This window comes from Paraburkholderia caledonica NBRC 102488 (assembly GCF_000685095.1).
GTDB classification, from domain to species: Bacteria; Pseudomonadota; Gammaproteobacteria; order Burkholderiales; family Burkholderiaceae; genus Paraburkholderia; species Paraburkholderia caledonica.
In genome coordinates this window covers 98,285-111,308 of the sequence record NZ_BAYE01000004.1, presented here as the reverse complement: position 1 = coordinate 111,308, position 13,024 = coordinate 98,285, and the positions used below count along the sequence as shown (strand labels likewise).

The 13,024-nt window shown below is 62.9% G+C and carries 10 protein-coding genes; all 10 read right to left on the bottom strand.

Features of this window, described 5'->3' with window-relative positions; genetic code table 11:
* Positions 1–12: 12 nt before the first annotated feature.
* The gene (locus BCA01S_RS09965; protein WP_027776778.1) at positions 13–2,400 is read right to left on the bottom strand and encodes a xanthine dehydrogenase family protein molybdopterin-binding subunit; all 2,388 of its coding nucleotides are present in this window, start codon (positions 2,398–2,400) and stop codon (positions 13–15) included.
* A gap of 10 nt (positions 2,401–2,410) precedes the next feature.
* Positions 2,411–2,953: a (2Fe-2S)-binding protein gene (locus tag BCA01S_RS09960; protein WP_027776777.1), complete on the bottom strand. Its 543-nt coding sequence runs from the start codon at positions 2,951–2,953 to the stop codon at positions 2,411–2,413.
* Positions 2,954–3,121: 168 nt separating this feature from the next.
* The gene (gene bcaP, locus BCA01S_RS09955; RefSeq protein ID WP_027776776.1) at positions 3,122–4,513 is read right to left on the bottom strand and encodes a branched-chain amino acid transporter BcaP; all 1,392 of its coding nucleotides are present in this window, start codon (positions 4,511–4,513) and stop codon (positions 3,122–3,124) included.
* Positions 4,514–4,708: 195 nt separating this feature from the next.
* Complete coding sequence (rqpR, locus tag BCA01S_RS09950) at positions 4,709–5,365, bottom strand: response regulator transcription factor RqpR (protein ID WP_027776775.1); 657 nt, start codon at positions 5,363–5,365, stop codon at positions 4,709–4,711.
* A gap of 10 nt (positions 5,366–5,375) precedes the next feature.
* Positions 5,376–6,236, bottom strand: coding sequence for a sensor histidine kinase (locus BCA01S_RS09945; RefSeq protein ID WP_027776774.1), 861 nt, complete (start codon positions 6,234–6,236; stop codon positions 5,376–5,378).
* A 418-nt stretch (positions 6,237–6,654) separates the two neighbouring features.
* Positions 6,655–7,425: a ferredoxin--NADP reductase gene (locus tag BCA01S_RS09940; RefSeq protein WP_020067214.1), complete on the bottom strand. Its 771-nt coding sequence runs from the start codon at positions 7,423–7,425 to the stop codon at positions 6,655–6,657.
* 584 nt (positions 7,426–8,009) lie between these two features.
* Positions 8,010–8,975, bottom strand: coding sequence for an ABC transporter permease (locus tag BCA01S_RS09935; RefSeq protein WP_027776773.1), 966 nt, complete (start codon positions 8,973–8,975; stop codon positions 8,010–8,012).
* Between the two features lie 19 nt (positions 8,976–8,994).
* Positions 8,995–10,056, bottom strand: coding sequence for an ABC transporter permease (locus tag BCA01S_RS09930; RefSeq protein ID WP_027776772.1), 1,062 nt, complete (start codon positions 10,054–10,056; stop codon positions 8,995–8,997).
* Positions 10,046–11,698, bottom strand: coding sequence for a sugar ABC transporter ATP-binding protein (locus tag BCA01S_RS09925; RefSeq protein ID WP_027776771.1), 1,653 nt, complete (start codon positions 11,696–11,698; stop codon positions 10,046–10,048). The genes BCA01S_RS09930 and BCA01S_RS09925 overlap by 11 nt, the downstream gene beginning before the upstream one ends.
* 191 nt (positions 11,699–11,889) lie before the next feature.
* On the bottom strand, positions 11,890–12,921 hold the full coding sequence (locus BCA01S_RS09920) for an ABC transporter substrate-binding protein (RefSeq protein ID WP_027776770.1): 1,032 nt from the start codon (positions 12,919–12,921) through the stop codon (positions 11,890–11,892).
* Between the last annotated feature and the right edge of the window lie 103 nt (positions 12,922–13,024).

The window sequence follows — 13,024 nt, the reverse complement described above, 5'->3', positions numbered from 1 at the left end:
CCGCTCAGGGTCTCAATGGGCTGCCTGCTTGGCCGCGTGAATCGCCGACCATACGCGATGTGGCGTTGCCGGCATTTGCAGATCGGTCACGCCCAAGGGCGCGAGCGCGTCGATGATCGCGTTGATCACCGCCGGCGGCGAACCGATCGCGCCTGCTTCGCCACAGCCTTTGACGCCGAGCGGATTGTGTGTGCACGGCGTGCCCTTCGCGGTTTCCACGGTGAAGTCGGGAAGGTCCGACGCATGCGGCATTGCGTAGTCCATATACGAGCCCGACAGCAGTTGACCGCTGTCGTTGTCGTACACGCAGCGTTCGAGCATGGCTTGCCCGATGCCTTGACCGAGTCCGCCATGAACCTGGCCTTCGACGATCATCGGATTGATCACGTTGCCGAAGTCGTCCACAGCGGTGAACTGCTGGATCCGGCACACGCCGGTGTCCGGATCGACTTCGACTTCGCAGATGTACGCGCCCGACGGATACGTGAAATTGCTCGGATCGTAGAACGCGCTTTCTTCGAGGCCGGGTTCGAGCACGTCGAGCGGATAGTTGTGCGGCACGTAAGCAGCGAGCGAAATTTCGGCGAATGCCTTGGTGCGATCCGTGCCCGCGACTCGGAACACGCCGTCTTTGAACTCGATGTCTTCCGCCGCGGCTTCGAGCAGATGCGCGGCGATTTTCTTCGCCTTGGTTTCGATCTTGTCGAGCGCCTTCATGATCGCCGAGCCGCCCACCGCGATAGAGCGTGAACCATACGTGCCCATGCCGAACGGAATCCGGCCGGTGTCGCCGTGCACGATCTCGACGCTTTCGAGCGGAAGACCGAGCCGATCAGCTACCACTTGCGCGAAGGTCGTTTCGTGACCCTGGCCGTGACTATGCGAGCCGGTGAACACGGTGACCGAACCGGTCGGATGCACGCGAATCTGCCCGACTTCGAACAGGCCCGCGCGAGCGCCCAACGCGCCGGCAATATTCGACGGTGCGAGTCCACACGCTTCGATGTAGCACGAGTAACCCAGGCCGCGCCGCTTGCCGTTCTGTTCGGATTCCTGCCTGCGCGCCTCGAAGCCTTTCACATCGGCGAGTTCGAGCGAGCGCGCGAGGATCGTCTCGTAGTCGCCGGTGTCGTAGGTGAGGCCGACCGGCGTCGCATAAGGAAATTCGCGGATGAAATTACGGCGGCGAATTTCTGCCGGATCGAGCTTCATCTCGCGCGCGGCGGTCTCGACCAGACGCTCGACCACATAGGTCGCTTCCGGACGGCCCGCGCCGCGATACGCATCGACGGGAACGGTGTTGGTGAAAACGGCTTTCACTTCCGCGTAGATCGCGGGGGTGGCGTACTGGCCTGCGAGCAGCGTCGCGTAGAGGATGGTCGGCACGCTCGAAGCGAACGTGGACAGATACGCGCCCATATTCGCGATGGTGTGAATGCGCATGGCGAGGAACTTGCCGTCGGCATCCATTGCCAACTCGGCTTTCGTCACGTGGTCGCGGCCATGCGCATCCGACAGGAAAGCTTCCGATCGCTCGGCGGTCCATTTCACGGGGCGGCGAATTTTCTTCGACGCCCACGTCAGCGCGACGTCTTCCGCATAAAGGAAAATTTTCGAACCGAAGCCGCCGCCGACGTCCGGCGCGATCACGCGCAGTTTCGACTCGGGCAATGACAACACGAAAGCGGCCATGAGTAGACGCTCGACGTGCGGATTCTGATTGGCGACGTAAAGCGTGTAGCTGTCGTCCTGCGACGAATAGCTGGCATTCACGGCGCGCGGCTCGATCGCGTTCGGCACGAGGCGGTTGTTGACGATGTCGAGCGTCGTGACGTGCGCGGCTTTGGCGAAGGCGGCGTCGGTCGCGGCTTTGTCGCCGTGGCCCCAGTTGTAGCAGACATTGTCCGGCACTTCGTCGTGAACGGCCGGCTGGCCTGCGTCGGCTGCATGCGCGGTATCGACCACGGCGGGCAGAACGTCGTAGTCGACTTCGATCAGTTCGGCGGCATCTTTCGCGGCCTTGATCGAATCGGCGATCACGACTGCGACCTGGTCGCCGACGTGGCGCACTTTCGTATGCGCGATGATCGGATGCGGCGGCTCGTTCATCGGCTTGCCGTCGGTGCTGTGGATCAACCAGCCGCACGGCAGGCCGCCGACGTTCTCCGCGGCCATATCAGCGCCGGTGAAGATCGCGACCACGCCCGGCGACTGCTTCGCCGCGGTCGTGTCGATGCTGTTGATCTTCGCGTGCGCGTGTGGCGAGCGCAGAAACACCGCGTAGGTTTGCTGAGGTAGCAGGATGTCGTCGGTGTACTGGCCGTTGCCGGTCAGAAACCGGTAGTCTTCCTTACGTTCGACGGAAGCGCCGATCAAGCTGTGAGTTTCGGGTGCGTTCATCGTCGGCTCCTCAGGCGGTGGCCGCTGCGTTGGCGTTTGCCGATGCATTCGCATCGGCATTTGCGGTGGCGTTGGCTGTGCCGGAGGACTTCATCCCTTCGGCGCCCTCGAGCACTGCCTTGACGATGTTGTGGTAGCCAGTGCAGCGGCATAGATTGCCGTCCAGTTGCGTGCGGACGTCTTCGCCGGTGAGATCTGGCTGACGCTGCACGAGGGAGATCGCGCTCATCACCATGCCGGGTGTACAGAAGCCGCACTGCAGGCCGTGACAGTGTTTGAAGGCGGCTTGCATTGGATGCAGCGCGCCGTCTTTGGCGAGGCCTTCAATGGTGGTGATCTGCGCGCCGTCCGCTTGGGCCGCGAGGATATTGCAGGATTTGATTGCGCGGCCGTCGAGGTGGACGGTGCATGCGCCGCATTGGGCCGTATCGCAGCCGACGTGCGTGCCGGTGAGCCGGAGTTGATCGCGAAGGAACTGCACAAGCAGGGTGCCGGGCTCGACTGAAGCGCTGATGGGCGCGCCGTTCACCGTCAGACTGATGCTGATCGCCATGAAGTCGTCTCCTTATGGGGTGAAACCGGACCGTTTTGTCTTTTCCTTCAGCCTGCCTTCATGGGCCCGATTAGGGTGCTGCGGTTTTTATGAGTCTGCCGAAAAGTAAAGCACAAATCGGGCGGGCGCGCTATGAGGGGTTTTTTGCCCGCCCTCAGCAACCACCCGCTACCTGGCCAGATGCGACCGACGCCGCGAGTACCCGAAATAAATCACCATCCCGATCAGAAGCCACACCACAAAGGCAACCCACGTCACGGCTTGCAGATTCGCCATCAAAAACACGCATGACGCGACGGCAAGCACCGGCACCACCGGCACACCCGGGCAGCGGAACGCCCGCGGCAATTCAGGATGCGTCTTACGCAAGACGAGAACCGCAATCGACACCATCGAGAATGCGGCGAGCGTGCCAATGTTGATCAATTCGGCCAGCACATTCAGCGGCACCAGCGCTCCGACCAGCCCGAAGAAAATGCCGACGAGCCATGTGGTGAAAAACGGCGTCGCAAAGCGCGGATGCACGCGCGAGAGTCGCGCGGGCAGCAAGCCGTCGCGCGACATCGCGAAGATCACGCGGGTCTGGCCGTAAGCCATCACGAGAATCACGGTGAGCATGCCGAGCACCGCACCAAGGTCGATAAACCCCGCCACCCACTTTTGCCCCACCACCTGCAATGCGTACGACACCGGATGTGAAATGTTCGCGAACTGCGCCGACGGCACGATGCCGGTCACGACGGCCGCGACCGCCACGTACAACACCGCGCACACGCCGAGCGACGCAATGATGCCGATGGGCAGATCGCGCTTCGGGTTTTTGACCTCTTCGGCGGCAGATGACACCGAGTCGAAGCCGATGAACGCGAAGAACATCACCGCCGCCGCGCCGAACACGCCGTTCCAGCCGTTCGGCATAAACGGATGCCAGTTGGCCGGCGTCACGTGAAATACGCCCACGGCGATAACCAGCAGCACCACGACCACCTTGATCGCGACCATGATGTTGTTGATCCGCGCGGATTCCCGCACGCCCACCGACAACAGGGCGGTAATCGCCATCATCACGAGGAACGCGGGCAGATTGAAGATCGTTTCGTGGCCCGGCAGCGCGCCGGGCGCCGCGGTCAGCGCGACCGGCAGCGAGACGCCAAAGCCCGACAGCAGCGATTGCAAGTACCCCGACCAGCCAACGGACACAGCCGAGGTCGCGAGCCCATATTCGAGCATCAAATCCCAGCCGATGATCCACGCGGCGAGTTCGCCCAGCGTCGCGTACGAATAGGTATAGATAGAGCCCGCGACAGGAATGGTCGACGCGAACTCGGCATATGCCAGTGCGGCAAAGCCGCAGGCCACGGCGGCGATCAGAAACGAGACCATCAGCGCAGGGCCGGCCTGCACAGCGCCCGTGCCCGTGAGCACAAAAATGCCGGTGCCGATGATGGCGCCGACGCCGAGAAACGTGAGGTCGAGCGCGCCGAGCGCTTTTTTCAGGCCGGCATTCTGAGCGCTCGTCGCGATCATGTGCTCGACGCTCTTTTTGCGGAAGAGGGACATTGGCGGGGGTCTCCAGTAGTGCACGCGCGTCGCGCGCCGAATGTCGGGGAAACCCTCAATTTTAGCGGATGCGCGCCCTATGCACCTTTTTGGGACGCGCTTTTGGGCTGGCGTGATCGCCGGATAATTTGCTCAACGTCGCAAGGCGGCGACGAAAGCGAGAAAGAAGCAGCAAGAGCGATAGCAAGCGGCGGTTCAGCCCGCCATCGCCGGATTCAGGTCGACGAGGCGGTTGCTCATCACGTAGAAAGTGAGTTCTGCGTTGTTGCGCAGCTTCATCTTTTCGAGCAGACGGGTGCGATACACGCTCACCGTTTTCACCGACAGCGACAGTGCTTCGGCGATGTCGGTCAGCCGTTTCCCCGAAGCGAGCATGCACAGCGTCTGGTATTCACGGTCGGAGAGCTTTTCGTGCGGCAACTGTTCGCCGTCGAAAGAGACGTAATCGGCCAGCGCCTCCGCCATCGCCGGGCTCACGTACTTGCGGCCCGCGGCGACCTGCTGGATCGCGCCGATCATCTGGGCGGCGTCGACGGTCTTCGACAGATAGCCCGCGGCGCCGGCCTTCAGCGCGCGCACCGCATACTGATCCTCGCGGTACATCGAGAACATCAGCACCGCCACACGCGGTGCCTTGCGTTTCAGGCGCTTGAGTACTTCGACGCCGTTCATGTCCGGCAGCGAAATGTCGAGCAACACCACGTCGTAGCTCTGGACGGCGACGGCGTCGAGCGCTTCGGCGCCGGTCTGCGCCTCGGTGACCTCGCGCGCCACGCCGCGATCGAGCAGCAATTGACGCACGCCCTGGCGCACCACGGCGTGATCGTCGGTGAGCAGGATGCGCAGACTCATGACGGCTCGCTCACGATTGCACCGCGCGCAGTCCGGCGGCGTGCCCGTCGGCGAGCATCGCGTCCCACGCGAAGCGCGCGCGCACGAGCGTGCCGCGCGGGACTTCGCCGCTGTTACCGCGCGGGCTGTCGTTCTTGTCGCGCCGCGCAGCTACGCGCAGCGTGCCGTCGAAGGCGGCGCAGCGCGCCTTCATTCCGCTCAAGCCGAAATGACCATTGCGCCGCTGGGCGTTGCGCGAAACGCCGATTCCGTCGTCGCTGACTATCAGCGTGAGGTGGCGGCGGCTTGTCTCGATGCGTACGTCGGCGGATTGGGCGCGTGCATGTTTGGCGATGTTGTTGAGCGCCTCCTGCGCGACGCGAAACACGGCTAGCGCTGCGTCGCCGGGTAGCCGCGTGAGACGGACGTCGGCCGCGCAGACGAAACTCGTGCGCAACTGCGTGCGCGCGGCGAAATCACCGGTCCATTGCGAAAGCGCGCCGACGATGCCCGCTTCTAGCGCCGGTGCGTGCAGTTCCGCCACGGCCTGACGCGTCGCGGTGCAGACGGCGTCGAGCGAGCGGTTCGCGACGGCGAGCGCCGCCGAGCATTGTGCGGGAGCGTCGGCGGGTAACCATGTTTCAACGCCGGCGAGCGCGAAGCGCGTGGCGGTCAACTCGGCGCCCACGCCGTCGTGCAGTTCGCGCGCAACATGGCGGCAAGCCGCTTCCTGCGCCCTGAGGAGTTCCGTGGAAAGTTCACGCACCCGAGCGCGCAGCCGCGCGAGTTCGCGCTCAGCCGACGCAGCGGTCACACCGCTCGCGTCGAAACCGTCGCGCAGCAACGGCGTCGGCGAATGGGCGGTTAATCGGACAACAGTCGACGTATCCATGACTTTCTCTCAGCAAGCGGCGCGGACAACGACAGAGTGGCGCATCGGCGCCGCGAAAACGAAAGAATGCATAAGGTCTCAGCACACCGCGGACGGCCCGCATTGGAAAAAGCGCGAGGCAAATTCGCGACCGCAAACGTAACGAAATTTACATTCAGTAACAAGCGCGGCGCACCAGGAGCCACAACAAAATCGACCGCCAGTGCGCCGCGATCATATCTTAAAAAGAGGAAAAATACAGGCGCACCAAGGGTTAGCGCGAATATCAGGAGCAATGATCGACGTCGGTCACTGGCGCTTTTGTAGGAAGAATTCCAACATTAAACGTCAATTATGTGACGCCCAATTGTAACTGCGAAAAAAAAGGAGCCAGAAGGCTCCTTTTACGCGACTTGCGGCGCGGGCCGCGACAATCGGCTTAACCGACGAACGCTTTTTCCACCACGTAATGGCCCGGCGCATTGTTGCTGCCTTCCTGGAAGCCCAGGTCGTCGAGCAGTTTGCGCGTGTCGCGCAGCATGTGCGGGCTGCCGCAGAGCATCACGCGGTCGTCTTCGAGCGAGAAGCCGGGCACGCCGAGGTCGGCGAACAGCTTTTCGGTTTCGATCAGTTCGGTAATGCGGCCACGGTTCTGGAACGGCTCACGCGTGACGGTTGGGTAATACAGAAGCTTTTCCTGCACCAGTTCGCCGAGATGCTCGTGCGCCGGCAGGTGGTCGGTGATGTATTCCTTGTACGCCAGTTCGTCGACGAAACGGCAGGTGTGCGTGAGAACCACGCGCTCGTAACGGTCGTAAATGTCCGGATCTTTAATGATCGACATGAACGGCGCGAGGCCCGTGCCGGTGGACAACAGCCACAGCGTCTTGCCCGGCAGCAGGTTGTCGGCCATCAGCGTGCCGACCGGCTTTTTGCCGATCAGCACCTGGTCGCCCACCTTCAGGTGCTGCAAACGCGACGTGAGCGGGCCGTCCTGCACCTTGATGCTCAGGAATTCGAGATGTTCTTCGTAGTTCGCACTTGCGAGGCTGTAAGCGCGGATCAGCGGCTTGCCGTCGACTTCGAGGCCCACCATCGTGAACTGGCCGTTTTCGAAACGGAACGACGGATCGCGCGTGCAGGTGAAGCTGAAAAGCGTATCGGTCCAGTGATGGACGCTCAGGACGGTTTGTGAATTGAGGTTGCTCATGGCTTCTTGGATAGTGCGAAAACAAAGGCGGCCAGTCGTTCAAGCCGGCCGGCACGGCAAGGGCGATGCTGCGCTCACCCGCGAACGGGAAGTGCGCGCAATCCATTATTTTACCGCGCCCGCAGCCGGTGGGCCGTGGCGCGGGCGATAGGGCGCGACAAATACAGAGACAAGCGCCGCCAGAAGCGCGGCCAAAAGCACTGCGCCTGGCACCGATACAGCAGTCCAGGCGACGGTTATCGGCCTGCGGTCGTCAAGCGGATCACTGGTTTGAAAGCGCCCGCGCCGGATCTGAGTGCGATCCGAGTGCGATCGGCGGCGGGAAAACCTGGCGTGATTGCAGCCGCGCTTCACCATGGGTACGGCGATGGGCGAAAGCCGCGACGGGCGGTCGCCATTGGCTGTCGGCTTGCGCCGGGTAGGTGCGCCGCGGCCAACATTTTCGGGATAATACCGAAACCTGCCGTGCGGCGCAGCATAGACCCTGCCGATAAAGCAGGCAAACGCGCCAGAAAAAGCCGCATGGAGCGGCCTGGCGGCAGCCCGGCGCGGCTGGGCGCCGCGCTCTACCCAGTCCACCGCGCCTAACTCTGCGCGGCTGCGTCCATCCGCTTGTTGCTCCGCTGCTTCAACACTCTTGCTTGCAAAACGATGACGAGCAGCAGAAACACGCCTCGAATCACCGATTGCCAGTACGCCGACAGGCTGATAAACCCGAGGCCGTTCTCGAAGTTCAGCAGATTGAACACGAGGCCGAGCAACAACACGCCGGCAATCGTCATTGCAATCGAGCCTTCTCCGCCCGTGAGCAACGTGCCGCCGAGCACCACTGCGGAGATCGCGAACAACTCCCAGCCGACGCCCTCGTTCGGCTGCCCAGCGCCGAACTGCGCGGCCAGGATCACGCCCGCCATGCCGGCGAGCAGGCCGCTGACCGCATAGGCCATCACGAGCGTGCGGTCCACGTTCAGGCCCATCAGCCGCGCCGCTTCCTCACTTCCGCCGATGGCGAGCGAATGCCGCCCGAAGCGCGTGCTGCGCAGCGCAAGCCAGCCGGCCACGGCGACCAGCGCGGCGACGATGCCGGGAATGGGCAAGCCGAACAGATCGCCTTGGCCGAAATTAGCGAAATTCGAATCCGAGGCGATCGACACTGCATCGTTCTTGCCGAGCAGCAGCGCGACGCCGTGTGCGCCGAGGCTCGTCGCGAGCGTCACGATGAAGGGCAGGATTTTCAGCCGCGTGATGATCACTCCGTTCAGCACGCCGACGGCAAGCCCGGCCGCGCAACCCGCGACCACGGCGACCCAGCCTCCGTGCGCGCTCGCCAGTGCGGCCACGACGCTCGACATGGCCGCGACCGTTCCCACAGACAAGTCGATGCCGCCCGTGATGATCACGAACGCCATGCCGACCGAGATCAGTGCGAACATCGAGTTGTAGCGCCAGAACGAAGTGATGTTGTACGCCGACGCGAAATGCTGGTAGCGCACGAGGCCGAGCACGACGAGCGCAACCAGCGCGAGCAGGATAGGCAGATTCTTTTTCATCGCGATAAGGTTCCTGACGTTAGCGCGAGCGCCGCTGCACGTACACCGCGGCGACGATAATGCCGGCCTTCACCACGAGCGCGGCTGCATCGGGAATGCCGTGCGCGAGCAACGTGTATCGCAGCAACTGGATGATCAACGCGCCGACCAGCGTGCCGCCGATAAACGCCTTGCCGCCGGTCAGCGCCGTGCCGCCCACCGCGACCGCTGCGATCGCATCGAGTTCGATGCCGAGCCCGACCACGTTCGCATCCGACGAAGAATTAACGGAGATCGAGATCAGCCCCGCGAGTCCGGCCAGCGCCGCACACAGCGTGTAGGCGATCAGCTTGACGCTCGCCGTCGGCACGCCCGACAGATAAGCCGCCTTCTCGTTGCCGCCGGTGATCAGCAGATACTGGCCGAACAGCGTCTTACGCACGACCCACGCGAATGCGACCACCAGCGCGAGCATGAGGAGCACCTGGAACGGCACGCCCGCGACCTTGCCAAGCGCAATCCACTGGAAGGCCGGCGTATTGAATGCCTGCAGGCTGCCGTCGGTGACGACCTGGGCAATGCCGCGTCCGGCGATGAAGAGTACGAGCGTCGCGACAATCGGTTGAACGGCGAGCCTTGTTACCAGCAATCCGTTGAAGACACCGCACAACGCCGCGGCCAGCACCGGCAGTACAAACGCCAGAGCGATGCCGCCGGGTCCGGGTATGTTGAGGAACAGCATCGGTGCGAGCGCGCCCGAGATGGCCATCGACGCGCCGACCGACAAATCGATGCCGCCTGTCGCGACCACGAGCGTCATGCCGATCCCGACGATCACGATCGTCACCACCTGCGTGAGATTCACGTTGAACGTCTGTAGCGACCAGAAATGCGGCGTGAAGATCAGGTTGAACAGCACCATCGCGAGCAGGACGATCACTTCTCGTTGCATCGCGAGGCGCCGCCAGTTGCGCACGCCGGTGGCTTGGGAAGTCGGCGAACTTGTCCGCTGAGGCGACGCTTCGCTGCCGGGTTGCGGTCTGGCTTCCTGCCCGGCCTGCGGCTCGCTTTGCATAGACTCCGTGTCCAGCTTAAACACCATGACGGTCGCCCTCCAGCGCGTCTTCGATATGAGCGGCACTCGCCGACTGCGCCGCTTCGGCCAGCTGCGAACTGCTGTCGCCGCCGTAGGCGATGGCGTCCATGATCGCGCTCTCGCTCATTTCGGCGCCGTTCAGTTCCGCGACGGTCCGGCCGTCGCGAATCACGACCGCGCGGTCGGCCACCGCCGTCAGCTCTTCCAGCTCAGAAGCGGACATGAGCACCGCGAGTCCCGCGTCGCGCAATTCGCGCACGATCTTCGCGACATCCGCCTTTGCACCCACGTCGATGCCGCGCGTCGGTTCGTCGAGCAGCAAAAGCGACGGCTCGGCGGCGAGCCAACGCGCGAGCAGCACTTTCTGCTGATTGCCGCCCGACAGTTCGCGGATGGGTTGATCGGCAGAGCGCAGCTTGATGCCGAGCGACGCAATGAAGCGGTCGACAATCGCCTGCTGTTTCTTCACATCGACGATGCCGTTTCTCGTCAACGTGCGCAGACAGACGAGCGTGAGGTTGTCGCGCACCGACAGTTCCGGAACGATGCCTTCGGCCTTGCGGTCTTCGGTCAGATACGCGAGACCGCGCGCGATTGCGTCTTGCGGCGATTTCAGCGTTACCGTTGCACCGTCGATCGAAACCGACCCGCGCTCCAGCGGATCGGCGCCGAACATCAGCCGCATGGTTTCGGTACGCCCTGAACCGAGCAGGCCCGCCAGACCCACGGCTTCGCCCGCATGCACTTCGAGCGAGACGTCGCTCACTTTCGGATGCGCGCCGAGATCGCGCGCGGCGATGGCCTGCTTGCCGCGTCGTGCGAGATTCGCTTCGCGTGCTGCGGGATCGTCGTGGACGACGGCAGCAAGCGTACGGCCGAGCATCGTCGTCACGAGTTGCAGCTTGTCCATCTCAGCCATCGTGCTTTGCGCAACGGTCTGACCGTCGCGCATCACCGTGACGCGGTCGCAAAGCGCATACAGTTCGTCCAGCCGATGCGACACGAAGATCACGGCGCGCCCGTCGTCACGCAGCTTGCGCACCACGGTGAACAGCAACTCCACTTCACGTTCGTCGAGCGACGAAGTGGATTCGTCCATGATGACCATCTTCGCGTCGGAAGAAACGGCGCGCGCGAGTGCCACCATTTGCTGAATGGCGGTCGAATAGCGACCCACCGGTTTCTTCACATCGATATGCAAACCGAACGAGTCGAGTAGTGCGGCGGCGCGATGCTGCACGGTGCGCCAATCGATCAGACCGAAGCGGCGCGGCTCGCGGCCAAGAAAAATGTTCTCGGCCACCGAGCGGAACGGCACCAGGTTGATCTCCTGATAGATCGTACTGATACCCGCTTCTCGCGCCTGCTTCGGCGTGCGGAAATCGACTTCGCGGCCCTCGAAGCGCACGCTGCCCGAGCCGCGCCGATAAGCACCGGTCAGGATCTTGATCATGGTGGATTTGCCTGCGCCGTTCTGGCCGATCAGCGCGTGCACTTCGCCCGCCGCGACGCTGAGATTCGCGCCGCGCAACGCGGGCACGCCACCGAAGCTGATGCCGATGTCCTGCATCTCGAGCAATAGCGGACGTGTAGCTGGAGACTGCGAAGGCTGCGGGGAGTGCGGCGTGTGCATGCCGGATTGCGTCACAGGTGTCCTCCTGATGCGCGTACTGCGGTCGACGTTTTGCGCCTGACCATCTTACGCTGCATAAAAGCGAAGCGACGGTCCGTGGTTCACGGGCGCGTCGCTTCGAACCCTTCCGTCATCCGCTTGCAGAGGAGACTGTTTCAAGGCGGAGACTTCTTGCTGCCTGGTTGCGAGCTTCGCCAGCAATACGGTCAATAGCCGTATTGCATGCTCTGCTGCACGTTGCTCTTGTCGTAGAAACGGTCCGACACCTTGACCCAGGTCGGAATCTTTTCACCTTTCGCATAACGCTGAGCGACGTCGCAGGCGAGCGGCCCGAAGAACGGGCTCGACTGCACGCTCGCGCCCAGTTCGCCCGCGGCGATTGCGTCGAGTCCGCCCTTGGTGCCGTCGATGGTGACGATCTGGATGTCTTTGCCTGGCTGCTTGCCCGCCGCCTTGATCGCGGCGATCGCGCCGAGCGCCATTTCGTCGTTGTGCGCGTACACGGCAGTGACGTCCGGATGGGCCTGCAGCAACGTTTCCATCACTTGACGGCCTTTGTCGCGCGCGAAGTCGCCGCTTTGCGACGCGATGATTGTCATGCCCGGATTCTTCGCGATGATTTCGTCGAAGCCCTTCTTGCGATCATTCGCTGCGGATGCGCCTGTCGTGCCTTCGAGTTCGATGATCTTCGCCTTGCCGCCCGTTGCTTTGACGAGCCACTCTGCGGCGCGATGACCCTGATCGATGAAGTCGGAGCCGATGAACGTGATGTAGTCGCGGCCCGCGACGGCCACCGATTGATCGACGTTACGGTCGACCAGAATCACCGGAATGCCGGCCTTTTTCGCCTGCAGCACGACGGGTGCAAGTGGCTTTTCTTCGCGCGGCGGGAACACCAGCAGATCGACGTGCTGCGCGATCATGCTTTGAATGTCGGACACCTGCTTGGAGTTGGAGCCGTTGGCGTCGGTCATCACGAGCTGCCAGCCGCATTTCGCGGCCACTTCCTTGAAGCTGCGTGTTTCCGCGAGGCGCCACGGGTTATTGCTTTCGGTCTGCGCGAAGCCGACCTTGAGCGGAGTCTTGCCGGGCAGTTTCGGCAACGCGTCGTCAGCGTGCGCCGCGATCGCACCAAGACCCACGCCGAGACCGACTGCCAGAGCCAGCAGTGAACCCGCCAGCGGACGAGTCTTCTGCGTGCGCGCATTCATGCGCGCCTCTTTGTTTAGCAACGCCATGTCTTCCTCCAGTACCTGGTGAGGTGTATTTTGCTTTTTGATTTTGCTTTCGCCCGATAACTTTGCCACGACCGGACGCGTCGATTATTTCACTGAGAATTAT

What these genes read in the sequence shown, in the direction of transcription:
- BCA01S_RS09965 (WP_027776778.1), bottom strand. Translation starts at nt 2,400, where the DNA reads ATGAACGCACCCGAAACTCACAGCTTGATCGGCGCTTCCGTCGAACGT.
- BCA01S_RS09960 (WP_027776777.1), bottom strand. Translation starts at nt 2,953, where the DNA reads ATGGCGATCAGCATCAGTCTGACGGTGAACGGCGCGCCCATCAGCGCT.
- bcaP (WP_027776776.1), bottom strand. Translation starts at nt 4,513, where the DNA reads ATGTCCCTCTTCCGCAAAAAGAGCGTCGAGCACATGATCGCGACGAGC.
- rqpR (WP_027776775.1), bottom strand. Translation starts at nt 5,365, where the DNA reads ATGAGTCTGCGCATCCTGCTCACCGACGATCACGCCGTGGTGCGCCAG.
- BCA01S_RS09945 (WP_027776774.1), bottom strand. Translation starts at nt 6,236, where the DNA reads ATGGATACGTCGACTGTTGTCCGATTAACCGCCCATTCGCCGACGCCG.
- BCA01S_RS09940 (WP_020067214.1), bottom strand. Translation starts at nt 7,425, where the DNA reads ATGAGCAACCTCAATTCACAAACCGTCCTGAGCGTCCATCACTGGACC.
- BCA01S_RS09935 (WP_027776773.1), bottom strand. Translation starts at nt 8,975, where the DNA reads ATGAAAAAGAATCTGCCTATCCTGCTCGCGCTGGTTGCGCTCGTCGTG.
- BCA01S_RS09930 (WP_027776772.1), bottom strand. Translation starts at nt 10,056, where the DNA reads ATGGTGTTTAAGCTGGACACGGAGTCTATGCAAAGCGAGCCGCAGGCC.
- BCA01S_RS09920 (WP_027776770.1), bottom strand. Translation starts at nt 12,921, where the DNA reads ATGGCGTTGCTAAACAAAGAGGCGCGCATGAATGCGCGCACGCAGAAG.